The sequence below is a fragment of the Pseudomonas sp. HS6 genome (assembly GCF_023375815.1).
In the GTDB taxonomy this organism is placed as follows: domain Bacteria; phylum Pseudomonadota; class Gammaproteobacteria; order Pseudomonadales; family Pseudomonadaceae; genus Aquipseudomonas.
Genome location: NZ_CP067412.1, coordinates 4,278,145 through 4,304,385, shown reverse-complemented (window position 1 = coordinate 4,304,385; position 26,241 = coordinate 4,278,145). Strand labels below are relative to the sequence as shown.

Below are 26,241 nucleotides of genomic sequence, written 5' to 3'. Positions count from 1 at the left end.
GAGTTCGTGATGACAACAAACAAATACATAATGAAGTGGTTTTCCATTGCGCTCTTGAGCTTGGGGATGAGTTCAGGTGCCTATGCCTCATCGCCCAATGCCACCCAATGTCCAAGCAGCGATTTTGTCGAGTTCGTCAAAGCTTTTTCATCCGAACCTGAGATACAGAAAGCCTTTATCGCGCCCTCTGTGAAGCATGTTCATGTAACAGCTGATGGGAAAATACCGAAGGTTGTTGAGCGGAGCCTGAATGCGATTGACGCTGACGAGTTGAAGGTACTGCTTCCGGAAAATGCGGCCGCAGCGAACCTCATAATTCAAATCAAGGTGCCAAACAGAGTAATCGTCCGCGATGAGGCGGGCCATTTTTTGAAGATCTTTGTTTTCAAGCGTGGCGGCTGCTGGGTCTTGAACCGAGTGGAGGATTGGACTCTCGATGCGGTCATGAATGAAATCACTCAGTCTGAAAAACTAACGCCCGGTGAGCTGGAGCTAAAGAAAGGCGTCATATTCGACAGGTTGGTGAATAAGGCTTCTCCTGACTCTGGCATCTACCTGTACGCCGCAGCATTGGATAGCTATTTGGATGGCGCCCGGAAAGGCTCGCCAAAAGCAGCAATTGCAGCTGCTGGGATCAGTCTTTCCGGGCAAGCACCGCGTCTGGAAAACTCCAAGATCTTGGAGCTTTTCATTCAGGCATCAAACAACATTCCAGACGCAGGCTTGGCACTCTCAATGTTCTATTGCGATGAGGGTAATTACGACAATGAACGTCCGTGCATCAATCCAGAAAAATCGATGGTCGCGTTGGAAAGCGCTGCGCAGCGGGGTTCAATCAACGCCCTTGTCCGACTGGGTGAAGTATATGAAACGGGCGCCGTAGTCCCATCGGATCCGCCTCGAGCGATGGCGTGTTATCAGGAAGCTCAACGAAAAGACCCTGAGTCCAGCACACCCTCTGTTGAACGCTTGGCGACTCAAGGCGTCGTCAGGAATCCTTCAATTCAATGCATTAAAGTAGGAAGCTTGTGATGAGTACTGGACTACTTGAACATCTAGATCCATATCGTAGCGGTTATGAGTACGGTCCACACAAGGGCGAAGCTGATCTTGATAACAATGGTAAGAAGGAAATCGATTGTTCGGGCCTTGTTTACCGAATAATGAAAGATGCTGGTTATACAATTCCTTATCGAACAACCTCAATGTTGAATACCGACCGGGAGCATTTCGAAGAGATTCCAGTCGCGAACGCACAACCCGGCGATATTGCACTTTGGATTAACTTTCATGGTCATACCGGAGTAATCGAGAAACTGAGCACTGCTCAGACGCCTGGAAAATTCTTTGGCTCGCAATCGGCGGGACCGAAAACGGCTCTTTACGGTCCGGATAGTAATTATTGGCCGATGCCAGAAAAGGTCTTGCGACCAAAACCTCAATTTAGAGGTGCACAACCGGCACCTGCCGCTGCGCCAGCTCCCACCCCGGCGCCTGCTCCGGTAGGCGCAGCTCCACTTATGAATTTCCAGTATCCATTTCGAAAGGCTGACGGTAAGCAATTCACTGATGTGGAGGATGTTTACAAAGCCCTCGAAGCCGAGACCGCCGGCCACTACCTGCTGGGCAGCAACAAGTTCTGGCACGGCGGCATTCACATCAGCAATGCCAGCGCTCCTCAGTGCATTTTGAACGAGCCAATTCGGTGTATGGCCGACGGTGAAGTCGTGGCCTATCGTCTTAACGAGGACTATCTAAAATCGACATTCGGTACAGGAGATACGGCCAAAAAACTCGATTATTCTAGTTCCTTCTGTTTAGTGAGGCATGAATATAAGTCCGCGCCAAATCCAGAAGAAGGACCGAATAAAGGAAAGCAGAATAAGCTAAATTTTTATAGCCTATATATGCATCTTTTGCCGTATAAGCACTATCCGCTAGCGGAGAATGAAAGTCCGAACCCGATAGTGACGATGACTGTAAAAGACTTCAAAGCGTATGATGATTTTCCCGCGTCGAATAACTTTCCATACCCAGGAAAGCTGGCGAAGCACACTAGGCTTGAAGTTTTGGAAAAGCGCTCCGTTGAAAATGTTACTTATGCTAAGGGAAAAATCCTTTCCGGTAGTGTAAAGCATGGATCAACTAAAGTTCGCGAAGCAGGGCAAGAGGTATGGTTTGCATACTTGAAAAATAATGAGCCATATCAAAACTCCAGTCATAATGCTATTTGGGTAGCAGATGTGATACCCGAGCGTGCGAGGCCAAAGTATTGGCAAGGGAAGGTAAAGGCTAAGACCACTCAACGTTTAGCTATGTTCAGCGCGCCAACGACCCCTGCGAACGGGCAGCCTGCAGGTGCACGCATTGAAAGCAATCGAGAAATTACAGTAGGCAGTATCATTGAGTTCGATAGCAAAGATGTAGTGAATTTAGTGGTCGGAAATAAACTACGACGTATGGCCCCCTGCACTCCAGTGGATGCCAGCATTTGGAATGATAATGGGGCTGTGCCAAGTAATTTTTGGGCGATTATCGAAAGCGAGAAGGATAGTCAGTACACGCAATGGGAGTCGCTCACTCCTACAAATTTTGAAGTTGTGACGACTAGCATCGGAATCAAGGCCGGTGACCCTATTGGTTATTTAGGTAAAGTTGAAAATTTAGTAAATGAAAATGGCCTTGCGGATGGTAAATTTCAAGTTCATGTTGAGATATTTACAGCTCAGGCTGAGGTAAAAGATTTTCTAGATAATGTCGCTGCATTAAAAGTCGGGCGTCAGTATTTACATTTGCCAAAAGGTGCCCAGCTTAAGAAAAAAATGCCTGCTACTGGAACGAGTGATCCTTTAAAAGAAGAGCACGCTATCGACCTAGGCAAAGTGCCGGTTATAAAGGAAGGCAATGAGGATTGGTATGAGATTTCCGTGAATGATGAAGATCAACCGATTTCTGGGTTGGTGAAAAAGTCTGACGCAAAATTTATCACTCCACACGATTGGACAAAAATGGGTTTTCAGCTTGTTGAGGAAAGCAATTCCGCAGCTGACGGCTTTCTCGATCCCGATGATATGCCCGACTTTTTTAAAGATCTTCTGAAAAAAATAGACAAAAACCATGACGGAGAGATAGAGCCATCTGAACTTGCTGATGCATTGAAAAGTACGGAGACGCGGCAGCATTGGACAAAGTTAGTAGCACACCATCCTACGGAGTGGAAGGATGATACAAAATCAGAAAAATGGAAGAGATTGGATACTCTTCTAGAAGATTCTGAAAAGTTACTGAAGCATGAAAAGGAAAGAATAGATTCATTCATCTTCTGGGATAAATTGGCTGATAAAACCCCAGCGGGTACGGGATTGATTTACCATTTTCACCCTATAGGTTTCGTTTCAAACTTTCTCGCGATGGAGGATGATAATGATCTGAAGTGGCTAAAGGTTGAGAAGGGACAGCTGACTTTTGATGTGGAAGGTAATGATATAGAGGATTCGTCGAATTCTTTGCATATGTATTTCAGTCGGAAAGCGCATTGGCCTGGCGGAGCATCCGGTATTACGATCGGGAGAGGATATGATCTTGGTCAAAAATCAGATCCAATGGGTGATCTAACTGCGGTAGGTATTACGGAACCATTGTTGAGTTGGTTAGTTGGAGCAAAAGGTCTAAGTGGTACTGCTGCACGGAATTATCTTAATAGCGCGAGTCCTGAAATTCGGAAAACATTCATTACGCGCAAACAGCAATATAAGTTGTTTGTTTCTGTCTATGAAATTATGAAGAATAAAGTCATAACGATTTCTGAGCAATCTTTCAACGTCGGTCATTATGGTGCGCTGAACTGGGATTCTGTTGATACAAAGATCCAAGATATGATTGTGGACTTGATTTATCGTGGCGATTATAAGCCTTCATCAAGGGAAATTGTTCAGCGACCTTTTGTTGAAAATAATAAAGCTGAGTTGAAGGCTATCATGTCCCTTGAAGGCAATTGGCCTGGTGTTCCTGCTGCCAGATTTTCTGCACGAAAAAACTATCTCTGAGGTTGAAAATGAAAAATATTGCGCTATTGATTGGCTTAGCCTTCTCAAGTTGTGTATTGGCTACAGAGGAGAAAAAGGTAGCCACGGACGTATATAAAGCAGATACGGCCATGGTCGCTGGCAAGTTGGTTCGCTATTATCAGACTTTTGCTAGCCCCTGCGTTATGGTTCAGATTTTGAAACCGGGTGGAGGGGGGGAGGCCAGTAATTCAAGAAAATTCTGCAATATCTCAGGAAAAAATTTTAGTGATGACTTTTCTGAAGTTGTTTTGGAACGTGGGGAATTTTCGAAGGAAGATCTTTCGCTCACCATGAAGCTTATGCCTCTGACTGAAGGTGCAGATGTTATTGAAGTGTGCAGTTTTAAGGTTGAAGGTGAAGTGCTTGGCGAGCCGAAATGTAATATTAAATAGTAGATAACTGAAGGAAGAGTTAAAGGGGACAGATTTATTTGTTGCGCTTAGTGGCTTTGGTCTTCGTAGGGTATTTAAACAGATCTGTCCAGCTTCTGTCAGATCCGTTTAGGGCAAGGAAGCAGTGATGAAGGTTTGGTTAATTGTTTTGGCTCTTTCATTTTCGTCGGTCTTGTTCGCTAATGAAGCAAATGCGAAACCATCGGTCATATTTGCAGATCTCAATGCGTGCGAATTTAAAATGAATGATTTGTACGGAGGTGATTATGAAGTGGACCAGGAAGAAGTGCCTGCACTCTTGTTTTATTCGAAAGTTATTAAGCCTAATTCTAGGAGGCCGATAGAAGTCAATTTAAAGTTTCGATGTGTAGATCCCGCCGATGCCCGAACTTTCGCTAACTTTTCAGGTGGGAAAATGACCGACAATGGATGGGTCATGAGTTTAGATCCAGATGTTGAGGCTGACACGTCCATGCATAATACTTTTTATGTGTTAAAAGGGAAGAATTGGGAAGGTCCAGCGATATCTCAGGACGTTACAAATGGTGAAGAGGAGGGCCGAACGCGTGGGTTTGGATTCTGCATCCCCCATGGATCTGCTGCACTTTGTGGAGGTGGAAATGTGGCCTACCTGAATGATCTAAATGGGTCTGCGTTGAAGGAAGTCATTAAGATGGTTGAAACTATTGAGTTTGTTGAGTGAGACTCTAGTGAGTGAAAAGGAGCACGACAGGGGACGGATTTATTTGCTGCGCTCACTGGCTTTGGTCTTGGTAGGGCCGTTTAAATAGATCTACCTCGCTTCTTTCGTAAGGAAGTCAAAGGGGGCGGATTTATTTGTTACGCTTAGTGGCTTTGGTCTTCGTGGGGGGTTAAATAGATCTGTCCCGTCTTTGAAAGGATATATCACGTTGAAAAAATATTTGACTCTATTTAAACGGCATTTTATTCCGTTTGTAGCTTTTGGCTTCGTAGCGTCCAATGTGTTTGCGGATGCCGCACCCACATTAAGTGAATTCCATCCTACGGTGGTAGCTTCTTTGGGCGAAGAAAAGATCGCTGTATTTTTTTTGAAAAATAGTCTGAAGGCGTTAGCTAAAGAAGAGCATGTTGCCGATGCTGAGATATATTACTCATCATTGAGTTCCGGTAAACCGTCTCTAAATTATGTTTGGAAGGTTGAGGGGGATCAGATCGCTTCTGTATTTTTTTACGAGTGGAAGTCCCCTGCGAGAGCCGGAAAATCTATGTTTGTATTGACGAAAAGAAAAGTGTCTAACTCGGCATTTGACGGTTTTGCTTATTCGGTTATGGAACTCCCGATAAGGAGAGAAGGTGGAAGTGTATCCTTGCTTCATTTTAGTGGTGACTTACCAGACCCAGCTTTAGATAATTGTTTGGAAGGGGCAGATCTGGTTGCGGGAAATAAAGTGGTCTGTGCTTATAAAGATGCGGCGAGCATTAAAAACTACTTTAGCTTGCAGGACAAAAAGCATTAAAAAATTCGCGCGGCAATAGAGAGAACGGGACGGTTCATTTTTAGCTGAATTTGTCCCGTTAATCGAAAAGGGGACGGATTTATTTTGTGTTTTGTAAAAAATGAGCAGACCGAATTTTTCGAGTTTGGTGGTTTCAGCCCTAGCGGAGCTCGATAAATAGATCTGCCCCGCTTCTTTTTTCCAGTCGCTGTGACTATTGCCAAGGCGCGTCATTTCTTCTGAACGGATTCAAGATGAGAAAGCTACTCCCGTTACTCATGGTTTTCCTCCCCCTGACTGCCCATAGCGAGGTCACCTCCGAAAACTACTGCTTCGATGACGCCCACTCGATCAAGTTCGAACTCAGAACCTTCTACGATCACGAAAGCAATTGGTCGGGTGGTTTCGTCAAATACGCCAAGTCGAAAACGCCGATTTCCATCGTACTGACGGATCATCAGGAAGAAATACTTGCTCCGGACGCACCCACGCAAAATACCCGTACCTGGTCCGAGATTGTCGACGGCAAGGTCACGGGAACCTATGAGTGGGTCACCCAAGCAGCGATGAGCGTTTCGATGGTTTACACCAAGAAGTCCAACGGCAAGGAATACAGTTTCCTGCTTGACCCCAATGTCGATGTTTCTCTAGACGGTGGTTGCAAGTGGGAGCAGGGCGATCAATGAGTCGAGTGAGCTTGGGTCTGGCGCTGTTCGGGGTGTTGGAATCGGCGTCGGCGGGGGCAGAGGCAACATCGTTCAGCCCTGTTAAAAACGTTGAAGCGATGTTGGAAGTGAGCGGGCCGAAAGTGACGGTTCAAGTCGATGCTCGCGAGTCGCGAACCATCGACTTTTCCGCTGAAAAATCCCTGCACGTCGCTATCGACGATTTCAACTTCGATGGCATGAAAGATTTTTCGGTCTGGCAGATCGACGACGGCATGGGCACCTACACCATCCACCGGATTTTCATCTACCGGCCGAAAACCGCTGACTTCGAGGAAGTGCAGCCGGATTGTGGCGATGGTTTCGTCAACCTCCGTGTCGACAAGAAACGCAAAGTATTACTCAGCACTTACTGGGGAATGAACGGGCCGCAGTCATGTGTGACGCGCTTTCACAAGCGCTGAGCCTAAGCCCGTCACGGTAAACGCTTAACGCTTGTGCATCTGACACCCCCCATTTTCCTTTAAACTCGCGGCCCTCAAGGAACGCGCTCAGGACACGGAATGCCAGCCCCCTCTTTCTCTCTTCGCCCCGCGATGGTGCTTTGGCTGTATGCCGCGGCAATCGTACATGTGCTCGCCGGGCTCACGTTGACCTGGGCCGGTCATTCCGGATTACTCGACGGCTATCTTCACACCCTCGAACTCGCATTCTGGGGCGCCGATGCGGTCCCTGCCGCCGGTCACGAGCTACAGGTCTGGTGGCTCGCGTTGTTTGGCGCGACGTTGCAAAGTTATTCGCTGTACATGCTCACGTTGGTGTGCCTCGGCAACCGTCTTAAAGCTCCTGCAATTTGGGGCTGGTTGATGGCGGGCGTGCTGTTATGGGCGCCGCAGGACATGTGGCTTTCAGCGCAAAAACAGGTCTGGTCGCACTTGTGGCTCGACGGTTTTGCGCTGCTGGTGCTGTTGCCGCCGCTGATCTGGTTGCTGCGCCATGATCGTCGGAAATACCCGCCGGAAAGAACCGTGAGCGAGTCCAACCCCTTTGTCGGCGGCGCCTACAAGCGTGTGCTGATCACCGGGGGCACCGGGTTTATCGGTGAAGCCGTAGTCGATCAATTACTCGACGCCGGCCACACGGTCAGCGTGTTGGCGCGGGATCCGTTGAAAGCGGCGAACCTGTTCGACGGTCGCGTTCGCTGTGTGCGGTCGTTGAGCGAACTCGGCTGCGACGAACCCTTCGACGTGGTGATCAACCTCGCCGGCGCACCGGTCGCCGGGCCGCGCTGGAGTCCCAAGCGCCAGGCGCAATTGATCGCCAGTCGGGTCAACACCACTGAAGCGTTGATGACCTGGCTGAAAAACGCCAGGCACAAACCCGCGCTGTGGATTCAAGCCTCGGCCATCGGTTTCTACGGCGTGCGTGATGCCAGCGAAAACCTTGATGAAAGCGCCAGTAAGGGCGACGGTTTCATGGCCGAGCTCTGCGCGCGCTGGGAGGCTTCGGCGCAACCCGTCACGCAGTTTGGTGTGCGTCAGGTGGTGCTGCGCCTCGGCGTGGTGTTTGGTCCGGGCGGTGCGCTGCTGCCATTGCTGATTCCGTTTCGCCTGGGCTTCGGCGGGCGCATGGGCGACGGTCAGCAGATCATGAGCTGGGTGCATCGCGACGATGTGATTCAGGTGATCGCTCGATCCTTCCACGATGAAAATTTGCGCGGCACCTACAACATGGTCGCGCCGGAAACGGTCAGTCAGGCAGCCTTCGCCGAGAACGTCGGAAAAGTCCTCAAGCGCCCGGTGTGGTTCCACATTCCAGCAGCGCCCGTGCGTGCGTTGGCCGGGGAAATGGCTCAGCTGTTCTTCGACGGTCAGCGTGTAGTGCCGCAGCGTTTGAGCGAGGCGGGCTACACGTTCCGCTATCCGACCCTCGACGCCGCGCTGCGCGATCTGGCCTGAGGATCGCCCATGAGCAAGCCTCTGATGTACCTGCTGGCCGGCAACGGCAGCGCCGCCGATTGGTGGGATGACGCGCTGCCGCATTTTCAGCGTTACGACGTGGTGCCGCTGGAGTTGCCGGGCTTCGGCGCTAACCCGCAGCCGCCCTGCGAGGATCTGGCGGCTTACGCCCAGACCTTGTTGGCGATGACGCAAAAGGGCAGTGCGATCATGGCCGTCGGGGTCAACGCGCTGCTGGTGCTGCATGCGCTGCAACGTCGGCCCGGGCACTTTTCTCGCAGTGTTTTGCTGGCGCCGGTGGGCGCTTTTTTGTGGCAGCGTCGATTGCCGGCGCTGATGTCACCGCTGCCAATCCGAAAGAGCATTCATTGGCTGCTGTCGAACAAACCCACGCTGTTCGCGCGCAAGTTCTCCAACCAGACCTGGACGCCCGCGCAGTACCAGCGCATGGGCGCCGGTTATGCGCGTTGCCGTGCGTTTGTGCCGCACTGGGATCTGATCCGTGCCGACACCGCACTGCCATTGCTAGAGTGGATCACCGACCCGGTCGAGCTGGTCTGGGGCGATCAGGACAAGGTGCTTGGCATCGAGCAAGCGGCGGCATGGTCGGCGATTCTTGCGCGCGCAGACCTGACCATCAGCCTGAAACCCGGTTGGGGTCATTACCCGTGGATCGACGCGCCCGCGCAGTTTGCGCAGTGGCTGGAGTCGGACGAGCGCGGCTTCGTCGCGCATACCAAGGGCGGGCGTTTGCGTCTGGCGGAACTGGCCCGGCAAGCAGTTCCGGCGGCGCTGACCCTCAACGATTGCAACGACCCGCGACTACCGACCTTCCTCGCCCGCCAACCACAGGCGATCTGGGCGGTGCGCTCCTCCAGTTATGGCGAAGATCAGGCCGACTCGGCGAATGCCGGTTTGAGCACGACCTACCTGCGCGAGCCTACCGCCAACGTGTCGGCGCGCATCGCCGAGCTGACTGCCGAAGGTGTTGAGGAAGTGGTGGTGCAGCGCTTCATCACGCCGCAGGTGTCGGGCATCGCGTTTGTGCGTCATCTGTCGGTGGAACTCGAATGGGTTGAAGGTCATCTTGAGTCCCTTGCCGACGGTCAGATCAGCCCGGAGCGGGCGACGCTTTCGCGGCTCGGCGATGCCTGGCGCAGTGGCACGTTCACGGCCACGCACGGTTTGACCGAAGACGTGCTGTGGCGCTTTCTCCAGGATGTCTTGCGGGTGTTCCACTACGTGCCCGGCGATGTCGAATGGGCCTGGGACGGTACGCAACTGTGGCTGCTGCAATACCGGCCGATCAGCGATTACGGCTGGCGCCGCCACCTGACGGCCGCCAACATCGCCGAGATCCTGCCGCCGCAACCCAGCGTGCTGGTGGAGTACGCCCAGCGCCGGGCCGCCGCGAGTATTCCGGCGATCATGGCCCGTTGGGATGCGCGGGTGTTGCAGGACAACGAGCCGTTCGCGGCTGTATTTGGCGGTGCGTCCTACATCAACAACGACCTGTTTCTCGCACGGTTGGCCGACTGGGGCATCAGCGCCAGCAACTATGCCGGTGAAGTCGGCGGCGCGACCCCGCATCTGCCGTGGCGACCGCTGCGGATGTTGCGTTCGCTGCCGTTGTTTCTGCGCATGCAACGTATCGCTCGCGGACATTTGCTGAGCCTTGAGCACGGCTTGCAGCGCTTCGACCAAGAGCTGACCGACCTCGTCGCCCAGGGTGCTGACGGTCAGCAATTGGCCGACTGGTTCACCCGGTTTTATGTGTTCGTGGTGCAGGGCAATCTGTGCATCGCCACGGCGCAGGCCAGCAGCGGCGGGGACTGGCTGGGCCGACCGCCCACCGCTTACGACAACCTGGAAAACAGTCCCCATCGGCTGCCGTGGGAGACCGATCCGGCCACACCTCGACCCGCGTCGAGCGCGTTGCCACTACAGGCCTTCCCGCAATGGTCAGGGCTGATTCACCTCGCTCATTCGACCGGCCTGCCGGGCCTGCGTGGTTACTACCTGCAAGTGCGCGAGTGGTATCGCGACAACCTGATGCGCATCTTCTTCCGCCTGCATCACGCCATGCCACTGGCGGATCGCGAACACTGGTTTGCGCCGCACCCGGACATCCGCACGCGCGACGGCAGCTTCTGGCAGGACGGCCGCGAAGGTGCCGAACAGGCCACCGGGTTCATGATTTACCCGGGGCAGGTGAGGGGCATTCTTGGCGAAGACATCTTGCTGGAAGACACCCTCGATCCGGGGCGTCACGCGCACTATCAGGCCGCGCGGGCGGTGATTGCGCGGATGGGTGGGCGGTTGTCGCATGGCTCGACGTTGTTGCGGGAACTGCGCAAGCCTTCGGCGGTGATGCCGCAGGTGGATCTGGCGTGGGTGGGGTGTGAGGTGGTGTATCGAGATGGTGAACTGGAATTGATGAATTCGAAGGATGTGAAGTGAACGCCCGATACTTCCATGGGTTGATGTCTGGTTTGCTCGTGCTTGCTCAGGTGGGCCATGCCGCCGATGCCGTGATAGTCGGCAATTCAATGGGTCAGTCACAGGTCCTTCACGGCCCGGCGGCGGCAGTTGTAGACATGGGGTCATGTCGGTTCTCAATGCCGCTGCTGCAAGACCAATGGTTGACGTTCGATGATTTCTATCCGGTCTTTGTGGCAGCCAAACAGTTGCCCAAATCGTCCAGCGCGCCTCGCTTGTGGCAAGCGCCAACGTCGAGTGGCTCCGAGTGGCACTTCGAGAAACCCTCCAACCTGAGCCAGCCATGGTTTGGTTTGATGTGTGAAAGTACGGAATTTTTTTCCCGCCTCACCGCCTGGAAACCTCCGGAAGACGATGCATTTGCGGTGCAAGTCCTGCGTGATGACAACGACCGAAGGTGCCCGGCGACCCTCACTGATCACGGTTGGGTACCCAACGAGTTGGCGGGCCGTGCGAACACCTACACCTTCGAGCAATGGGCTGGGGAGGCGTCTTCGGGTTTCATCTTCGGCTTCCACGACAAGCCACGACGGCACATTACCCGCGTCGCTTTTTGCCTGCTGCGGGGTAAAGACGTGCTGATCGGCTCGGCGGAATCAGGCTCGGCCAAACCGTTGGCGATCAGCGCTGATGGGTTTGATCAAATCAAGACAGCGGTTCGCAGCATCGCCTTCGAATGAATATCCAGACGATGAATGTCAAAGATGGAGTTACAGCGTGAAAGGATTTTCGATTGTTCTCGGCAGCTTGCTGTTAGCTGCCACTTCCATGGCATTCGCCGCCGATCCAGACTTCAAGGACTACACCGTCACCCCCGTTTTCAGCGGCCCCAACCATGAGCCGGTGCAGCAGGAACAAAGCAACCCGGTCATGGACAGCGCCCGGGCGAAGGCCCTGCAAGGCAAGGTCAACTTCGCCGGCCATTACATCCTGTACAGGTTCGGCTGTGGCGGCGGCGCCATTTGCGGCGAAGTGCTGGACGCCCAGACCGGTGATGTCGTTGGTGGTCTTCCGAATGCCTATGACGGCAGCACTTTCGACACGACGTATTTGCCCGATAGTCGCTTGATCATCATTTCCGGCGTCACGCTCGATGGTGAAGAAGACGCCCAGGGAAATCGCCTGGAAAACCGTAACCGGGATCGGTACTACGAATTTGTGAACAACGAGTTCCGGTTGCTTGGCATGACCGACGTGGAATCGCCGTCGATTGATGAGGAATGAGTGGATGAACCGTCTACTCGCGGGCAGCGTTAAGTGGGTGATGATTGTCATGAGCCTGTTTGCTTCAGCCAATGCCTTGGCGGAGAACATACAGATCGTCGGGGTTGGCGGGCACATGTTGACGCTGAAGGATAAGAAATGGAGCAGGCCTGCTCCGGAGTCAGCGGTCGCCTCGTTTACCGCGAATGGCAAGACTTTTCCCCTCTATATTTCCGATGTTGGTACCGAAACGCATGACAGTTGGCTAAGTCCTGACAAGAAAACAGTGCTGCTTCTTCAGACTCTGTATGGTGTTGTCATTGGTCAAGAGGGTGAAGAGATTCCGACGGAGGAGACGGGTTGCGGTGTCATTTCGATGGAGACCGGTTGCGTACTAAGTGAGCACGTAGCCAGGTTTTGCGACGGCACGTGGGAGGGCAATCGATGGGCTTCCGGTGAGGGGGAAGTTCTTGACCTCGCCTTGACGACACCGTCTCCAAAGGATTTTTTGAATCAAGTCTCAAGTATTGAGATGCCGCAATCTCGCGTGGAAGAACTCGAATTCAATCTTCGCATTATAAGTCCAGACGCCTATATGGCTTGTCACCCGCCGGCGCGCAATGTTCAAGCTCTCAACGACCTGGCCTTCTACTTGGCCGAGGGCGGCAACGATGAGCTTGCACTGAAGTTCTATCGCGGCGTTGAGGCCGTCGGTAAACGCACAGTGCTGATGTTGAACATCGCCGATTCACTCTGGCGCCTTGATCGCAAAGACGAAGCTCAGCGTTATTACAGCCAGTACCGCGACGCGATGAGCGCCGATGGCAAGGCGCAGAAAATACCTCAGCGCGCAGTTGAGCGATCCGTCATTCAGGGAATGAAACATTGAACATGTTTGTGCGCTTTATCGCGTTGTCCTTAGGCCTGCTGTCCGCTTCAATCGCGCTCGCTGAGGACAACTGCAAAGTCATCACAGTGAGCTGGCAATACGACCAATGCGTGGAAGCCGACCGCAAGAGTGCCGATGCAAAACTCAATGCCAGCTACAAACTATTGATGACTCGATTCGAGTCTCAATGGAAGCGTCAGCCTGAACAAGCGAAGGCATACATGGCCATGGCCAGAGACTCGCAACGCGCGTGGATCAAGTTACGCGACACCACATGCCCTCTCGAAGCCATAGAGACTGAAACCGGATCCAAGGCATATGCCACGCTGACCAATAACTGCATCGCCAGAATGAGTCTGGAGCGAGCCGCTTATCTGGACACTGTCGCGCCGGATGATCCGAGTGAAGTGGTCGATGTTGCCAAGGTTTCCAACTCTGCCTCTCAACGCTTTGGTGATGTTGTTGCTCGTTATGTCACCGCGTTTGGTAGTCCGTGCCTCGATGTGCAAATCCTTGCGCCGGACGGCAATTGGAGGGTGTTGTCGTCCAGGCGCTTTTGCAGTTTTGACGGCAAATCGTTCAGGTCGGGTTATAGCTATGCCGGGTTTGAAGATCACGTATTTGCGGACGACGGTTTGCACGTGACGCTTAGCCTGACAGAGCTTCGCCCTACCGGCGAAAAGCGCCTCGCCTGTGTAATTCCGATTCAAAACGAGCAGATCAAAGAACTGAAGTGCGGCGCATCCGAGCCCGGTGCCTCGAAGACTTCTGGACGGGTAGCTGAGCGCAGTGCCGGAGTATCCGGATCATGATCAAACTCAAGGCGTTATTTGAACTGGTCGCGGGTGCTTCTTTGGCTGCATTGCTGGTTCCTGCGCATGCCCAGGAAACCTGTAATCCCGACAGCTTTTCCAATCCCGATATGATTATTTGCGGTCAGCAGACTCTCGAGAAAGTCGATGCGGTGTTGAATGAGCAATACAAGAAAGCGCTGGTCAGTTTGGCACCTGCCGACAAGAAACAACTGACTGATGTGCAAAAGAAGTGGGTGCGCTTCAAAGAGGCGTATTGCGAGGAGATCTATCAGTCGGCCTTGCCCGGTGCAGAGGCACCCATCGAAAGGCTTGGGTGCCTGGTGCAAACAACCAATGCCCGGTTGGGGGAATTGGTTGCTCTACAGACTGGCATGATGATTGATGGCTTCTACAAGGCGGCATCCGTAATGGCAGGTGTCGGTGAGAACCGGGAGAGGGAAATGATGGCTTCAATCGAGCGATTGGGAGGGGCTGAGCTCGATGATCCGCTATTTAAGCAATACGCCAGTGGGCACTGCGAAATGAGCGAACGTGTGCTCCGGGAAGATTTAGTCTATTGCACGGCGCGAATGCGTTTTCAGTTACCTCTGAACCGTTAAGGATTGATCGGTTTGAAATCATTGTCTGTGTTTCTTCCTGCGTTTTTACTTCTCTGTCCACTGATGGCCCACAGTGAGATCAAAGCGGAGGTTTATTGCTTTCGCTCGAAAGAGGGCAAAAGCATCAATTTCGAATTCAGAACCTACTACGACTCCGTTTTGAAATGGAGCGGAGCGGGTGTCAGGTACAGCACGTCGAAGAAAGCTATTGATCTGGTTCACCGCAGTACTGAACAAGAAGAGTTGTTGTATGGGCGTCCGTATCAATACACGACGACTTGGGTTGAAGTGGCTGACGGTGCGCTGACAGGTGAGTATCAAATGGTCACTCAGGGCGGCCGGGTAGATGAGATGACCTACACAAACTACAAATCTGGAAAAAAGTATTCTTTTGACCATGCGTTCAACATGGAGCCGTCAACAAATGCGGGCTGTCAGTGGTGAATCGTAATCACTGAAGAAGGGGACTCATCGTCCCCTTTTTTCCGCCCGCGATTCAGCTACGGCTTGGCCTGATACTCTCGAAACTCAATGTGATCGAGCGTGCCTTCAACCATCAACCGCACGCCATCCGCCATTCTGCTCAGGCCCAGCGCCATCGAGCGGCGTGGGCCGTCGAGGTCGTCGGCCAGGTTGGCGGCGAAGGCACTGATGGACAGGAGGTCTTCGGAGGCGTTGGCCATGAGGGCTTCGGCGTCAGCGTTGGGGCATAGGGCGAACAGGCCGCCCAGGCGTTTGGGGCGTGGGGCGCTGGGTTTGAAGTGGTGGTCGAGGGCGCGTTCGGCGGCTTCGTGGAGTTTCTTCGAATCGTGGGATTCGTAGGGGGAGGTTTCTGGGTTTTCTGGAATTTCGGGGGGATTCGGTGTTGGTTTGATCATTAGGTCTTGCTCCATGTTTTAGGAGCCGACACCGTTTTCGCTCGCACTTCGAAAGTGGTGGCAGCTGTGCATAGGTGTGCAAGACCGGTGGAGCTATCCGGCAGGCTCGGAAGCCTCCCACACACAGCCGCCATAACGACCCGCGAGCATAGGAAAATGCCCGATGAATTGCCATAAGCGATTGTGTGCCCCATCGGACTTGCACGTCCGAGTCACCGATTTTGCGGCGACACATAGAGGCTATCGACGATGCTCCAGCCTGCCTAGTTCATGGACAGCACCGCAGTTTGAAGGACATTTCCCAAGGATTTGCGGGTAGAGGAACAAGAAACCACTGCTATCGGCAGCTCCTACAGGAATGTGTTTCTTCAGGTGTAGGACGGGGGGATGGTGTAACGCGGAGCGTCACGGGATGCATTCCCACGCGGAGCGCGGGAACGATCAGGTTCGGGGGTTGGAGTTCGTGACTTGGTAGTCATCTGGCGGGAAAAGCGCTACATCGTCTTCTATCAATCCAAGATAGTGGCGAATCCACCCGAATCACTTACACTCCCCCGGCCGTTCATTTTCCTTTTGAGGCTGTGCGCATGAAATTTCGTTTTCTTCTGTGGATGCTGGGTCTGTTGATGGGTAAGGCCAGTCGGACAAATCCTGCGTTCCAGCAGCAGTTGGGTGACAAGGATCTGGTGTTTCAGCTACAGACTCTGGACGGGAAGGTGGCGCGGCATTTCGTGGTGAAGGACCAGCGGATTACCAGCAAGTCCGGGGTGGTGGCGGAGCCGGCGTTTGCGATTGCCTTTAAAGACGCGGCGTTCGGGTTTGCCACGATGCAGGCGAAGAACAAGCAGCTGGCGTTCATGCAGGGGATTCAGGACAAGTCGATCCAGCTCAAGGGGAATCCGGCGCTGGTGATGTGGTTTCAGGGGTTGATGAAGTATTTGAAGCCGCGGAAGGCCAAGCCGAAGGCATAGGTCTTTCAGGTAGCTTGCCGGGACGGTTCAGCCTCTTCAGCTATCGGGCTCAGGAGGCTCGGAGTCCAGCGAGTTTTGAAGATATCCAGCCGTTTCGAAGTCGCCGAACGGATCAAAAGTCATGCGCTACGTTTCTGTGCACGCCTTTCCTGAAGATAGCGCCCTTGGAGCGCCAGGATTTCAGATTTGCTCAGAATGCCTTTTCGCTTGAGATTGACGAGCAACTGTTCGATGCCATCCAGCTCGACGACATCACCAGCCAAGCGGGTAATTCCCACGGCCATACGACTCATGCCGTCACGTCTGGCCGTAACCTTGTTGTCTTTGGCTAGTTTGCGAACTTCGCTTGCAACGCTGACAGCATCTGTTTGGGTCATCGGAAATCCCTCTGTTTGCCGTCAAATCATAGCAGGGCGCTAGTTTGCTGTCGTTGCTGGCAAAGTGACCGAAATCTGTGGAACCAGGGCCCTATTTGCAATCAAAACAGGCCCTGGTTGACGTTCCGAAGAGTGCTTTAAGCCTGGCTAAACTGCGAAGCCAGTTCACGCAACAGCACTTCCGCCTCAAGCACTTTGCTGACGACGTCATTGGCCTTGTCGCGAGTCAGACCAACGCGTTCCAGCAACGCATCCGGAATGTCTTCATCCGGCCCGGAGCCGATTCCGCGACCGCGCAGCAGGCGCACGGCCAGGCAGACGAGGTTCGGGTATTCGGCGTAGGCACCGTCGTAGTTCGGGTCGTGCTGGAAGCGCAAGGCGGTGGCCAGTTCGTCCGGCATGTCCCAGTAGCGCATCAGCCAGGAGCCGATCTGTTCGCGGCTGATGCCCAGCAGGTGTTGCTCGACGTAGCTGTGGCACAGGTGCGGGTTGACCTCCAGGTGGCGGCAGATCAGCGAGAAGTGCGGCGGGAACACGTGGGCCAGCAGCAGGTAGCCGAAGTTGTGCAGCAGGCCGGCGAGGTAGGTCAGGCCGGCTTCCGGGCGCTGGGCGCGCGGCATGGCGCGGGTCAGGCCTTCGATGACGGCAGCGGTGTAGATCGACTGCTGCCAGTACGGCGTGGTGTGTTGCGGGTGATCCTTGGGCAGGCTCAGGGTCTTGCCGAGGGCCAGGCCCAGCGCCAGGTTGATCACCAGATCGAAGCCCAGCACGCGGACGATCGCGTCTTCCACCGAACGGATCTTGCCTGGCGAGGCGTAGTACGGCGACGCCGCCCAGCTCACCACTTGCGCAGCCAGCGCCGGGTCGGTTTCGACCACGCCGGTGATGTCGTCGATGGTGGCGTTCGGGTCTACGCGCAGCTTGATGATTTTTTGTGCGGTTTCGGCCAGCGGCGGGATCTCGATGGTCGCTTCCAGACGCTGCTGGATGCGCCGCGCGGTGAACGCCTGCACGGCCTGGGTGATTTCCTCGCGGTCATCGTCCGGACGGTCGAGGTTCGGGCGGATGCTGCTCAGGGCTTCGCCAAAGTTGGCGGCGCTGGCCTTGGTCAGCATGGTCTTGAAGTCTTCGCTGGCGATTTCCAGCAGCAGGCCCGGCTCGCCGGAGTTGATCAGCAACTTCGGCTCGCGCAGCAGGCCCTCTTCGTAGAGGCACGGCGAACTGGTCAGCGCCGGCAGGCCTGGCAGCAGGCTCAGGCTGTGTTTGCCGAGCATCTTTTCCAGGCGCTCGGTGGACACGGCGGTCAGGCGACGGCCCGTCAGTTCGGCGAGGCGGTTGAGATCCAGCAACTGGCTCTGTGGAAACAGCACCATCAGCGCACCGACCGCGTCGTCCAGCAACACGGCCTGCACTTTGCGCGAGGCATTGAGGCCGTGGTGGTCGAGCACTTCTTCGTAGGCGATGCCCAGCTTGTTGAGCAGCAGCCGAATAACAGACGGAGCGTGCGGGAGTTCGGGGGCGAGAGCAGCTTCGGTCATGGTCTGTATCCGTTTTTGAAACAATTGCAGGAGTATAACCAGCTTGCCTGGAACGAGCTGTCAGAAACTGCGACGGTGCTCACACTTGGCCATATTGCTGCCCGTGTCGCAGCCAGCGGTCGAGCAACGGGCTGACGTGGGTGGGCCAGCGCTCGAGCAATGCCTGGGCGGCATCGCGCACGGCGGGCAGCAGGTCGGCGTCGCGCATCAGGTCGGCGACCTTGAATTGCAACAGGCCGGTCTGGCGGGTGCCGAGCATTTCGCCGGGGCCGCGCAGTTCGAGGTCTTTTTCGGCGATGACGAAACCGTCGTTGGTCTCGCGCATGATGCCCAGGCGCTGGCGGCCGATCTGCGACAGCGGCGGATGGTAGAGCAGCACGCAATGGCTGACCGCGCTGCCCCGGCCGACGCGACCGCGCAACTGGTGCAGTTGCGCGAGGCCAAGGCGCTCGGGGTTTTCGATGATCATCAGGCTGGCGTTGGGCACGTCGACACCGACTTCGATCACCGTGGTGGCGACCAGCAGTTGCAGGTTGCCGGCCTTGAATTCGGCCATGACGGCGGCTTTCTCGGCGGGTTTCATGCGGCCGTGGATCAGTCCGACCTTCAACTCGCCAAGGGCGGCGGTGAGGTCTTCGAAAGTGGTTTCGGCGGCCTGACAGGTCAGCTCTTCGGACTCTTCGATCAGCGTGCACACCCAATAGGCCTGACGGCCTTCGGCGCAGGCGCTGCGTACGCGCTCGATGACTTCGACGCGGCGGGTGTCGGTGACCAGCACGGTGTTGACCGGGGTTCGACCGGGCGGCAGTTCATCGAGGATCGAGGTGTCGAGGTCGGCGTAGGCGCTCATCGCCAGCGTCCGGGGAATCGGCGTGGCGGTCATGATCAGTTGATGCGGGCACATGCGCCCGCCGACGCCTTTCTGCCGCAGCGCCAGACGCTGTTGCACGCCGAAGCGGTGTTGTTCGTCGATGATCACCAGCGCGAGGTTCTTGAACTGCACTTCGTCCTGGAACAGCGCGTGAGTGCCGACCACCATCGGCGTGCCGCTGGCGATCTGCTCCAGCGCGGCGACGCGGTTCTTGCCCTTGAGCTTGCCGGCCAGCCACGCTACTTCAATGCCCAGCGGTTCGAGCCAGCGCTTGAAGGTGATGAAGTGCTGCTCGGCGAGAATCTCGGTCGGCGCCATCAGCGCGACCTGATAACCCGCCTCCAGCGCTTGCAGCGCGGCGAGGGCAGCGACCACGGTTTTGCCTGCGCCGACGTCGCCCTGAATCAGCCGCAGCATCGGTTCGTGCTGGCTGAGGTCGTAGGCGATTTCGTTGCCGACTCGTTGCTGAGCGCCGGTCGGATTGAAACCGAGGTTGGCCAGGTATTTCGGCGGCAGTTTCGTGGCTTTCGGCATGGCTGGTGCGCGCAGGGAACGCATGCTTTCGCGCAAGCGCTGCTGGGACAGTTGATGAGTCAGCAGTTCTTCGAAAGCCAGGCGATGCTGGGCCCAGTGATGACCGAGGGCGAGTTCGTCGACGTCGGCATCGGCGGGCGGGTTGTGCAGGTAGCGGATCGCATCGGCCAGCGGCGCCAGTTGATAGTCGCGGGCCAGTTCGGTCGGCAGCCAGTCGGGCAGGGTGGCCGGCTTGAGCAGGGTCAGGGTTTGCAAACACAACTGGCGCAGGCGCGCCTGGGTCAGGCCTTCGGTCAGCGGGTAGACCGGAGTAAGGGTTTCATCCACGGGAGGAGGTTCGTCGCCGGTAATGGCGCGGTATTCCGGGTGGTAGATTTCCAGCCCCGAGGCGCCGGGCCGGGCTTCGCCGTAGCAGCGAACCCGCGTGCCGCGCTTGAGGCCTTCTTTCTGCGCGTTGCTGAAGTGGTAGAAGCGCAGGCTCAGTCCGCCGGTGCCGTCCTGCAAGCGCACGACGAGGCTGCGGCGTCGGCCCATGACCACGTCGGCGCCGCTGACGGTGCCTTCGACCACGGCGTCCTGTCCTGGCCGCAACGCGCCGATCGGCACCACGCGGGTGCGATCCTGATAACGCAGCGGTAGGTGGAACAGCACGTCCTGGAGGTTCTCCAGGCCGACCTTGGCCAGTTTCTCGGCCATGGCTTCACCGACACCCTTGAGTGCGGTGACCGACACCTGCGACAGCTCAGTCATGACGCTGACTTAACCGGCCGTGACCGGCGCGGCGGGTTTGGCGACCGAGCACAGGCGAATGGAGTCGGCGAGGATCTCGATGGCTTTTGGCCGAGGGAAACTGGCACGCCAGGCGATGGCCACGGTGCGGAACGGCACCGGTGCCGACAGTGGGCGCACTTCGATCACGCCCGGAGCGTAGTGATGGCTGTCGACCGCCGACAGCGGCAGGATCGAGATGCCCAGGCCGGAGGCGACCATGTGCCGGATGGTTTCCAGCGAGCTGGATTCGACCGTGGTGTGCTTGGCGCCGTCGTTGCCCTTGGTCAGGGTCGGGCAGGCTTCCAGCACCTGATCGCGGAAGCAGTGGCCTTCGCCGAGCAGCAACAGGCTCTTGTCGTTGAGCAGCGCGGCGTCGATGGATTCTTTCTGGGTCCACGGGTGCTGGGCCGGCATCAGGACGTAGAACGGCTCGTCGTAGAGTTGCAGGGTCAGCACGTCGGCTTCGTTGAACGGCAGGGCGATGATGATCGCGTCCAGCTCGCCGTTGCGCAGTTTGTCGCGCAGCACGTGGGTGAAGTTTTCTTCGATGTACAACGGCATCTGCGGGGCGACCCGGTGCAGTTGCGGAATCAGGTGCGGGAACAGGTAGGGGCCGACGGTGTAGATCGCGCCGACTTTCAGTGGGGCGGTCAGTTGGTTCTTGCCGGCCTGGGCCAGTTCGCGAATGCCTTGGGCTTGCTCGAGGACTTTCTGCGCCTGGGCAACGATGCCTTCGCCGACCGGTGTCACTCGCACTGCACTCTTGCTGCGCTCGAAAATCAGCACACCGAGTTCGTCTTCAAGTTTCTTCACGCCCACCGACAGAGTTGGCTGGCTGACGTGGCACTTCTCGGCCGCGTGGCCGAAATGCTGCTCTTGGGCGAGGGTAACGATGTAGCGTAATTCTGTGAGGGTCATAGCAAGCGTCCATGAAGATGCGGGCCAAGCATACCGGCTGCAATCGATAGACGCACGTTATCAGACTGAGTGATGAATGCGACACCGGGCAATGCCGGTTTGCCGTTTGCAGATATGAGAAAGGCACCTTTCGGTGCCTCTGGGCTGGATTGTTCCGGTTGACGCTGAACCCTGTGGGAGCGAGCTTGCTCGCGAAAGCGGCGTATCAAGCGAAGCAGCACTGGCTGACAAGGCCCAATCGCGAGCAAGCTCGCTCCCACAGGGTTTGCAGTGTTTCTTAGCGGCGGCGTTCCAGCGAGTAAACAAACGGCGCAACAATTTCGATCGAGCCATTGGTCAGCATGTCGGCCGGTGGCTTGGGCAGCGGTTGGGCGCGGCGGATCATGTCCAGGGTGGCCCGGTCCAGATCGGCGTTGCCGGAGCGGCCCACCAATTCGAACGACAGCACGTTGCCTTCGGCATCGACAACGAAACGCAGACGGTTAAGACCTTCCTTGCCTCGTTGCTGTGCGCTTTGCGGGTACTTCTTGTACTTCTGCAAATGCGCGAGCAGCGTGCCTTGCCAACTGGCCTTGGCCGCCATTTGCGCTGGCGACGGGCCCGGTGCCGGCTGGGCGGACTTCTCTGTCGGTGCCTGGGTCTGCTGAGGCTCTGCCGGTTTTTCCTCGGAAGGTTTTTCCTTCACAGGCTCCGGTTTCTTCTCAACCGGTTTTGGCGGTTGCGGCTTCGGCTTGGGTTTCACCGGCTTGGGCACGGCAATTTCTGCTTTCGGTGCTTCGGCCAGTTTCGGGATCGGCAGTTCTTCAACCGGAGCCGGTGGCTGCGGTGGCGTGACGACTTTCGGCGGTGCAGGCGGTGGCGGGGCCGGAACTGGTGCCAGTTCGACCATCATTGCCTGCGGCGGCAGTTCGATGGGCGGGCGTGCAGTCCAGTTCAACGCCAGCGCGATGGCCAGCGCATGAACGCCCAGCACCACGGCCAGGCTACCGCTGTAACGCGTCAGTTTATGGCGCGTCGTGATCATTTCTTGACTGCGCTCTCGAGTCCGACCAGACCGACCTTCAGGTAACCGGCAGCGCGCAGATTGTCCATCACGCTCATCAGGTCGCCGTAGTCCACGCCTTTGTCGGCCTGGAAGAAGATCGTCGTGTCTTTCTTGCCTTTGGTCCGGGCGTCGAGGGTGGCGCCAAGGGCTTCGGCCTTCACTTCGTCTTCGCCGAGGAACAGGCGCTGGTCAGCCTTCACGCTAAGGAACACCGGTTTCTCTGGCCGTGGCGCCGGTTTGGCGGTCGAGGCAGGCAGGTCGACCTTGATGTCCACAGTGGCCAAAGGAGCGGCCACCATGAAGATGATCAACAGCACCAGCATCACGTCGATGAACGGCGTGACGTTGATTTCGTGGTTCTCGGCCAGATCGTCGTCTGCGCCTTCTTTCAAATGCAGGCCCATGGCCGATTACCCCACTTTGACCATGTGCGGCTGCGAGCTGCTGCGCTCAGGCTGGTGGTCAAGGTCGCGGCTGACCAGCAGCAGGACTTCTGCCGACGCATCGGACACCTGAGCCTTGTAACCGGCGATGGAGCGGGCGAACACGTTGTAGATCACGACCGCAGGAATCGCAGCAACCAGACCCAGCGCGGTAGCCAGCAGCGCTTCAGCGATGCCTGGCGCCACGACGGCGAGGTTGGTGGTCTGGGTTTTGGCGATACCGATGAAGCTGTTCATGATGCCCCACACGGTGCCGAACAGACCGACGAACGGTGCGGTGGAACCGATGGTGGCGAGTACGCCGGTGCCGCTGCTCATGTTGCGGCCACAGGCTGCCACCAGACGCTCGAGGCGGAAGCTCACACGTTCCTTGATGCCTTCTTTCTCGCGGGCGTTGGCCGACAGGCGCATCTCTTCGAGGGCGTCATGCACCAGCAGGTTGGCGAGGGTGCCTTCCTTCGCCGCGGTGGCGCTGGCTTCTTTAAGGGTGGTGGCTTTTTTCAGGGCGGCGATTTCACCACGCAGACGACGCTTGGCGCCCATCAGCTCAAGACCCTTGGCGATCCAGATGGTCCAGGTGATGATCGAAGCGATGGCCAGGCCGATCATCACGATTTTCACGATGATGTCGGCGTTCTGGTACATGCCCCATGGCGACAGGTCGTGGGCCATGCCCAGGGTGTTGTCGGCTTCGAGGACTTCAGGTGCGTCTTCGGCGCTGGCGTCCACGGCTTGAGCCGGGTCGGTCGCGGCTGGCGCTGCGGCAGGGGCGGCCGGTGCAGTCTGTTCGTGGGCGGCTGGAGTGGCTGGCGCCTGAGCGTCAGCGAAAGCGGCGGTTGGCGCCAGCATCAGGCTGAGCAGCAGGGCAGCCACGGCGCTCCAGGCGCGAGGTCGTTTGGTTGGCGAAGCGGGGATTTGATTGCGTGTCATGCTGGCCGGACCTGAGATAGAAAAACGGTGATGCTCTTCCAGGCCTCGTGAGGCCGAGAACAAAAGTGACGTGCATTATTGCAAGTAATTCTTGTTAACAAAAGTAATAGAGTTGCTTTTTTTCCTTCATTGCTAGCCGCTCGTCCCTTGCCGAGGCTAGTCTGTTGCTTTCCGATGGGAGATTTTTGATGTCCGCGCCCTCTGTTTTGATCGCCGGTTGCGGTGATGTCGGCAGCCGTCTGGCCAAGCAATTACTGGCTGCCGGTTTTCAGGTGTATGGCCTGCGCCGGGATGTTTCACGTTTGCCGGAAGGCGTTATCGGTGTGGCCGGTGACTTGTTCAATGAAGATTGCCCCGAGACCTGGCCGGTCGGTGCCGTGGATTACCTGGTGTATTGCGCGGCTGCGACCGAGCACGATGAAGCCGGTTATCGCGCGGCTTATGTGCAGGGTTTGCAGCATGTACTGGAGTGGTTGAACGACTACGGCCAGGTGCCAGACCGTCTGTTGTTTGTCTCCAGCAGCAGTGTTTATGGCCAGCAGGACGGGGAATGGGTCGATGAAAAATCCGAAACCGTTGCTGCCGGTTATTCCGGTCGGTTGATGCTGGAGGCCGAGCAGGTTGCGCTTAACAGCGGCATTCCGGCGAGCATCGTGCGTCTGACCGGCATTTACGGCCCGGGCCGTGAATGGCTGCTGACCCAGGTGCGTCGTGGTTATCGCGTGGCGGTCGATCCGCCGCTGTATGGCAATCGCATCCATGCCGATGATGCGGCGGGGTTGATGGCGTTCCTGCTGGATGCGGATCGCAAGGGTGTGGCGCTGGATGACATCTACATCGGCGTGGACGATGCGCCGGCACCGCTGGCCGAAGTGGTGGCGTGGTTGCGCGAGTATCTGGGTGTCACTGAGTGGGCGGACGATGCCAGCGTGCGTCGAACCGGCAGCAAGCGTTGCAGCAATGCCCGGGCGAAAGCGTTGGGCTGGGTGCCGACGTATCCGAGTTATCGCGAGGGGTATGCCGCGATTCTTGAGGGCAAGTGCTGATTTCCAGGCGCCACAAACCACTGTGGGAGCGAGCTTGCTCGCGATGGCGGCATAACAGTCAGCATAAATGTTGAATGCTATGGCCTCATCGCGAGCAAGCTCGCTCCCACATGGGTTCTCTGTAGCTTTAGTATCGGTTTACTGCTTCTCGAGCAACCACTTGCGTTCACCCGCGCTGAACTGCGGTTGTTCATCCGCCAGCGCCGTGTTCACGGCCTGCAGAATTTCCAGTTCCTTGCCCTTGCGAACGAAGATCCAGTTGTTGCCCTGGCCGTTCTGTTGCAGCCACATGCTGTCGTTGCCGCTGCTCATCGATGCGCAGTCGCCCGCCAGGCACAAGGCATAACGGTCGGCGCCCGGCAGGCCGGAGACTTGTCCGTCAGCCTGAAATTGCACGGTGGCGCCTTCACCCTGACCGCTGGCGATCGTCCAGTTGCCGCCCAGATAGGCCGCGTACAGTGCGCGTTCGAAGCTGGCACCGATCGGTGCGCCTTCCGGCACGGGGATCTGCGCACGGTCGAAAAGCTGCTGAGGTTCGTTTTCGCTGGCGGCCTGGTGCAACTGGCTGCCGTCGCGTTTCAGTTCGCTGCCGGAGCTGCCATAGAAGTCGACTTTCCAGGCGCCGGACTGTTCGCCCAGCAGCCGTCCTTCGACGTTCTCAAAACCGTTGGTGAAGCGGGCCTGACTGGCCTTGGTGTTGATGTCCCATTCCAGGTTCGGGCCGTAGGCCTGAAGCGCTTCGCGCAGGGGGCCGCCCTTGGCGGCGGCATCGATGGCGACCTGATTGATCCAGGTGCCGCTGATGTCACGGTCGGCAGGGTTGCTGGCGCAACCGCCGAGGAAAATGGCGAGCAGCGAGAGAGCAAGCGCTTTGCGCATGGTGGAATCCTTTCAAAACCTTTTCTTTACCGCAGAGCAGTCGGCGCGACCTTGAAGGGTCGCGCCGTGCGCATTACTCGATGACCAGAATGGCATCCATTTCAACCTGCGAACCCTTTGGCAGGGCAGCAACGCCGATGGCGGCGCGCGCTGGGTACGGCTGATCGAAGTACTTGCCCATGATCTCGTTGACCTTGGCGAAGTGGCTCAGGTCGGTGAGGAAGATGTTCAGCTTGACGATGTCCTTGAACGAACCGCCGGCAGCTTCGGCCACGGCTTTCAGGTTTTCGAACACCTGGACGGTCTGGGCTTCGAAGCCTTCGACCAGTTCCATGGTTTTCGGGTCCAGCGGGATCTGGCCCGACATGTAGACAGTGTTGCCGGCCTTGATCGCCTGGGAGTAAGTGCCGATGGCGGCCGGGGCCTTGTCGCTGGTGATAACGGTCTTGGTCATGTATGACTCCTTGTAATGTTT

At 56.5% G+C, this 26,241-nt stretch carries 27 protein-coding genes; 17 read left to right on the top strand and 10 right to left on the bottom strand.

The genetic code is table 11. The annotated features are described in order from the left end of the window. Positions 1 to 9 precede the first annotated feature (9 nt). The 15 genes from JJN09_RS19485 (at position 10) to JJN09_RS19415 (ending at position 15,009) form a co-directional block, all read left to right on the top strand. Positions 10 to 1,032, top strand: a complete 1,023-nt coding sequence (locus JJN09_RS19485; RefSeq protein ID WP_249483113.1) for a tetratricopeptide repeat protein — start codon at positions 10 to 12, stop codon at positions 1,030 to 1,032. Next, complete coding sequence (locus JJN09_RS19480; protein ID WP_249483112.1) at positions 1,032 to 4,046, top strand: NlpC/P60 family protein; 3,015 nt, start codon at positions 1,032 to 1,034, stop codon at positions 4,044 to 4,046. Before JJN09_RS19485 ends, JJN09_RS19480 begins: the two co-directional genes overlap by 1 nt. Before the next feature lie 8 nt (positions 4,047 to 4,054). Then, on the top strand, positions 4,055 to 4,459 hold the full coding sequence (locus tag JJN09_RS19475) for a hypothetical protein (RefSeq protein WP_249483111.1): 405 nt from the start codon (positions 4,055 to 4,057) through the stop codon (positions 4,457 to 4,459). A 127-nt stretch (positions 4,460 to 4,586) separates the two neighbouring features. After that, positions 4,587 to 5,162: a hypothetical protein gene (locus tag JJN09_RS19470; protein ID WP_249483110.1), complete on the top strand. Its 576-nt coding sequence runs from the start codon at positions 4,587 to 4,589 to the stop codon at positions 5,160 to 5,162. A gap of 208 nt (positions 5,163 to 5,370) precedes the next feature. Continuing rightward, complete coding sequence (locus tag JJN09_RS19465; protein ID WP_249483109.1) at positions 5,371 to 5,958, top strand: hypothetical protein; 588 nt, start codon at positions 5,371 to 5,373, stop codon at positions 5,956 to 5,958. A 233-nt stretch (positions 5,959 to 6,191) separates the two neighbouring features. Beyond that, positions 6,192 to 6,623 carry a hypothetical protein gene (locus JJN09_RS19460; RefSeq protein ID WP_042561777.1) on the top strand — a complete coding sequence of 144 codons (432 nt, stop codon included), beginning with the start codon at positions 6,192 to 6,194 and terminating at the stop codon, positions 6,621 to 6,623. Continuing rightward, positions 6,620 to 7,066 carry a hypothetical protein gene (locus JJN09_RS19455; RefSeq protein ID WP_249490831.1) on the top strand — a complete coding sequence of 149 codons (447 nt, stop codon included), beginning with the start codon at positions 6,620 to 6,622 and terminating at the stop codon, positions 7,064 to 7,066. Before JJN09_RS19460 ends, JJN09_RS19455 begins: the two co-directional genes overlap by 4 nt. A gap of 99 nt (positions 7,067 to 7,165) precedes the next feature. After that, on the top strand, positions 7,166 to 8,560 hold the full coding sequence (locus JJN09_RS19450; RefSeq protein ID WP_249483108.1) for a TIGR01777 family oxidoreductase: 1,395 nt from the start codon (positions 7,166 to 7,168) through the stop codon (positions 8,558 to 8,560). A 9-nt stretch (positions 8,561 to 8,569) separates the two neighbouring features. After that, positions 8,570 to 11,020 carry an alpha/beta fold hydrolase gene (locus tag JJN09_RS19445; RefSeq protein ID WP_249483107.1) on the top strand — a complete coding sequence of 817 codons (2,451 nt, stop codon included), beginning with the start codon at positions 8,570 to 8,572 and terminating at the stop codon, positions 11,018 to 11,020. Next, entirely contained in the window at positions 11,017 to 11,739 is a 723-nt protein-coding gene (locus JJN09_RS19440) for a hypothetical protein (RefSeq protein ID WP_249483106.1), read from the top strand. Before JJN09_RS19445 ends, JJN09_RS19440 begins: the two co-directional genes overlap by 4 nt. Positions 11,740 to 11,827: 88 nt before the next feature. Next, on the top strand, positions 11,828 to 12,283 hold the full coding sequence (locus JJN09_RS19435; protein WP_249490830.1) for a hypothetical protein: 456 nt from the start codon (positions 11,828 to 11,830) through the stop codon (positions 12,281 to 12,283). A 4-nt stretch (positions 12,284 to 12,287) separates the two neighbouring features. Further along, positions 12,288 to 13,151: a type IV pilus biogenesis/stability protein PilW gene (locus JJN09_RS19430; RefSeq protein ID WP_249483105.1), complete on the top strand. Its 864-nt coding sequence runs from the start codon at positions 12,288 to 12,290 to the stop codon at positions 13,149 to 13,151. A gap of 2 nt (positions 13,152 to 13,153) precedes the next feature. Further along, a complete protein-coding gene (locus JJN09_RS19425) occupies positions 13,154 to 13,963 on the top strand; it encodes a lysozyme inhibitor LprI family protein (protein ID WP_249483104.1) in 810 nt (269 codons plus the stop codon). After that, complete coding sequence (locus JJN09_RS19420; RefSeq protein ID WP_249483103.1) at positions 13,960 to 14,565, top strand: lysozyme inhibitor LprI family protein; 606 nt, start codon at positions 13,960 to 13,962, stop codon at positions 14,563 to 14,565. The genes JJN09_RS19425 and JJN09_RS19420 overlap by 4 nt, the downstream gene beginning before the upstream one ends. A 12-nt stretch (positions 14,566 to 14,577) precedes the next feature. Continuing rightward, positions 14,578 to 15,009, top strand: a complete 432-nt coding sequence (locus tag JJN09_RS19415) for a hypothetical protein (RefSeq protein ID WP_368388965.1) — start codon at positions 14,578 to 14,580, stop codon at positions 15,007 to 15,009. Between the two features lie 56 nt (positions 15,010 to 15,065). Here JJN09_RS19415 and JJN09_RS19410 read toward each other — a convergent pair whose 3' ends face one another. After that, the gene (locus JJN09_RS19410) at positions 15,066 to 15,443 is read right to left on the bottom strand and encodes a DUF6124 family protein (protein WP_249483102.1); all 378 of its coding nucleotides are present in this window, start codon (positions 15,441 to 15,443) and stop codon (positions 15,066 to 15,068) included. Between the two features lie 587 nt (positions 15,444 to 16,030). On the opposite strand from JJN09_RS19410, the gene JJN09_RS19405 reads away from it, so the two are divergent. Further along, the gene (locus tag JJN09_RS19405) at positions 16,031 to 16,414 is read left to right on the top strand and encodes an SCP2 sterol-binding domain-containing protein (RefSeq protein WP_096817262.1); all 384 of its coding nucleotides are present in this window, start codon (positions 16,031 to 16,033) and stop codon (positions 16,412 to 16,414) included. A 119-nt stretch (positions 16,415 to 16,533) separates the two neighbouring features. On the opposite strand, the gene JJN09_RS19400 is transcribed toward JJN09_RS19405, so the two are convergent. The 7 genes from JJN09_RS19400 to exbB all read right to left on the bottom strand — a co-directional run bounded on the left by JJN09_RS19400 (position 16,534) and on the right by exbB (position 23,841). Further along, a complete protein-coding gene (locus tag JJN09_RS19400; RefSeq protein WP_249483101.1) occupies positions 16,534 to 16,791 on the bottom strand; it encodes a hypothetical protein in 258 nt (85 codons plus the stop codon). A gap of 137 nt (positions 16,792 to 16,928) precedes the next feature. After that, positions 16,929 to 18,329: an aminoacyl-tRNA deacylase and HDOD domain-containing protein gene (locus JJN09_RS19395; RefSeq protein ID WP_249483100.1), complete on the bottom strand. Its 1,401-nt coding sequence runs from the start codon at positions 18,327 to 18,329 to the stop codon at positions 16,929 to 16,931. 79 nt (positions 18,330 to 18,408) lie between these two features. Beyond that, on the bottom strand, positions 18,409 to 20,484 hold the full coding sequence (gene recG / locus JJN09_RS19390) for an ATP-dependent DNA helicase RecG (RefSeq protein ID WP_249483099.1): 2,076 nt from the start codon (positions 20,482 to 20,484) through the stop codon (positions 18,409 to 18,411). Positions 20,485 to 20,493: 9 nt separating this feature from the next. Next, positions 20,494 to 21,423, bottom strand: coding sequence for a hydrogen peroxide-inducible genes activator (locus JJN09_RS19385; RefSeq protein ID WP_249483098.1), 930 nt, complete (start codon positions 21,421 to 21,423; stop codon positions 20,494 to 20,496). A 277-nt stretch (positions 21,424 to 21,700) separates the two neighbouring features. Beyond that, positions 21,701 to 22,447, bottom strand: a complete 747-nt coding sequence (locus JJN09_RS19380; protein WP_249483097.1) for an energy transducer TonB — start codon at positions 22,445 to 22,447, stop codon at positions 21,701 to 21,703. Next, complete coding sequence (gene exbD, locus JJN09_RS19375; protein WP_096817269.1) at positions 22,444 to 22,872, bottom strand: TonB system transport protein ExbD; 429 nt, start codon at positions 22,870 to 22,872, stop codon at positions 22,444 to 22,446. Before exbD ends, JJN09_RS19380 begins: the two co-directional genes overlap by 4 nt. A 6-nt stretch (positions 22,873 to 22,878) precedes the next feature. Further along, a complete protein-coding gene (gene exbB / locus JJN09_RS19370) occupies positions 22,879 to 23,841 on the bottom strand; it encodes a tonB-system energizer ExbB (protein ID WP_249483096.1) in 963 nt (320 codons plus the stop codon). Positions 23,842 to 24,029: 188 nt separating this feature from the next. Here exbB and JJN09_RS19365 point away from each other — a divergent pair, with 188 nt between their 5' ends. Further along, entirely contained in the window at positions 24,030 to 24,887 is an 858-nt protein-coding gene (locus JJN09_RS19365) for an SDR family oxidoreductase (protein ID WP_249483095.1), read from the top strand. A gap of 138 nt (positions 24,888 to 25,025) precedes the next feature. On the opposite strand, the gene JJN09_RS19360 is transcribed toward JJN09_RS19365, so the two are convergent. Together JJN09_RS19360 and JJN09_RS19355 are read right to left on the bottom strand one after the other, a co-directional pair. Next, positions 25,026 to 25,766: a hypothetical protein gene (locus JJN09_RS19360; protein WP_249483094.1), complete on the bottom strand. Its 741-nt coding sequence runs from the start codon at positions 25,764 to 25,766 to the stop codon at positions 25,026 to 25,028. Between the two features lie 73 nt (positions 25,767 to 25,839). Further along, positions 25,840 to 26,220 carry a RidA family protein gene (locus JJN09_RS19355; protein ID WP_003229509.1) on the bottom strand — a complete coding sequence of 127 codons (381 nt, stop codon included), beginning with the start codon at positions 26,218 to 26,220 and terminating at the stop codon, positions 25,840 to 25,842. Between the last annotated feature and the right edge of the window lie 21 nt (positions 26,221 to 26,241).

Coding starts and splice junctions, on each gene's coding strand:
- JJN09_RS19485 (WP_249483113.1), top strand. CDS start 10: ATGACAACAAACAAATACATAATGAAGTGGTTTTCCATTGCGCTCTTG.
- JJN09_RS19480 (WP_249483112.1), top strand. CDS start 1,032: ATGAGTACTGGACTACTTGAACATCTAGATCCATATCGTAGCGGTTAT.
- JJN09_RS19475 (WP_249483111.1), top strand. CDS start 4,055: ATGAAAAATATTGCGCTATTGATTGGCTTAGCCTTCTCAAGTTGTGTA.
- JJN09_RS19470 (WP_249483110.1), top strand. CDS start 4,587: ATGAAGGTTTGGTTAATTGTTTTGGCTCTTTCATTTTCGTCGGTCTTG.
- JJN09_RS19460 (WP_042561777.1), top strand. CDS start 6,192: ATGAGAAAGCTACTCCCGTTACTCATGGTTTTCCTCCCCCTGACTGCC.
- JJN09_RS19455 (WP_249490831.1), top strand. CDS start 6,620: ATGAGTCGAGTGAGCTTGGGTCTGGCGCTGTTCGGGGTGTTGGAATCG.
- JJN09_RS19450 (WP_249483108.1), top strand. CDS start 7,166: ATGCCAGCCCCCTCTTTCTCTCTTCGCCCCGCGATGGTGCTTTGGCTG.
- JJN09_RS19445 (WP_249483107.1), top strand. CDS start 8,570: ATGAGCAAGCCTCTGATGTACCTGCTGGCCGGCAACGGCAGCGCCGCC.
- JJN09_RS19435 (WP_249490830.1), top strand. CDS start 11,828: ATGGCATTCGCCGCCGATCCAGACTTCAAGGACTACACCGTCACCCCC.
- JJN09_RS19430 (WP_249483105.1), top strand. CDS start 12,288: ATGAACCGTCTACTCGCGGGCAGCGTTAAGTGGGTGATGATTGTCATG.
- JJN09_RS19425 (WP_249483104.1), top strand. CDS start 13,154: ATGTTTGTGCGCTTTATCGCGTTGTCCTTAGGCCTGCTGTCCGCTTCA.
- JJN09_RS19420 (WP_249483103.1), top strand. CDS start 13,960: ATGATCAAACTCAAGGCGTTATTTGAACTGGTCGCGGGTGCTTCTTTG.
- JJN09_RS19410 (WP_249483102.1), bottom strand. CDS start 15,443: ATGATCAAACCAACACCGAATCCCCCCGAAATTCCAGAAAACCCAGAA.
- JJN09_RS19405 (WP_096817262.1), top strand. CDS start 16,031: ATGAAATTTCGTTTTCTTCTGTGGATGCTGGGTCTGTTGATGGGTAAG.
- JJN09_RS19400 (WP_249483101.1), bottom strand. CDS start 16,791: ATGACCCAAACAGATGCTGTCAGCGTTGCAAGCGAAGTTCGCAAACTA.
- JJN09_RS19395 (WP_249483100.1), bottom strand. CDS start 18,329: ATGACCGAAGCTGCTCTCGCCCCCGAACTCCCGCACGCTCCGTCTGTT.
- recG (WP_249483099.1), bottom strand. CDS start 20,484: ATGACTGAGCTGTCGCAGGTGTCGGTCACCGCACTCAAGGGTGTCGGT.
- JJN09_RS19385 (WP_249483098.1), bottom strand. CDS start 21,423: ATGACCCTCACAGAATTACGCTACATCGTTACCCTCGCCCAAGAGCAG.
- JJN09_RS19380 (WP_249483097.1), bottom strand. CDS start 22,447: ATGATCACGACGCGCCATAAACTGACGCGTTACAGCGGTAGCCTGGCC.
- exbD (WP_096817269.1), bottom strand. CDS start 22,872: ATGGGCCTGCATTTGAAAGAAGGCGCAGACGACGATCTGGCCGAGAAC.
- exbB (WP_249483096.1), bottom strand. CDS start 23,841: ATGACACGCAATCAAATCCCCGCTTCGCCAACCAAACGACCTCGCGCC.
- JJN09_RS19365 (WP_249483095.1), top strand. CDS start 24,030: ATGTCCGCGCCCTCTGTTTTGATCGCCGGTTGCGGTGATGTCGGCAGC.
- JJN09_RS19360 (WP_249483094.1), bottom strand. CDS start 25,766: ATGCGCAAAGCGCTTGCTCTCTCGCTGCTCGCCATTTTCCTCGGCGGT.
- JJN09_RS19355 (WP_003229509.1), bottom strand. CDS start 26,220: ATGACCAAGACCGTTATCACCAGCGACAAGGCCCCGGCCGCCATCGGC.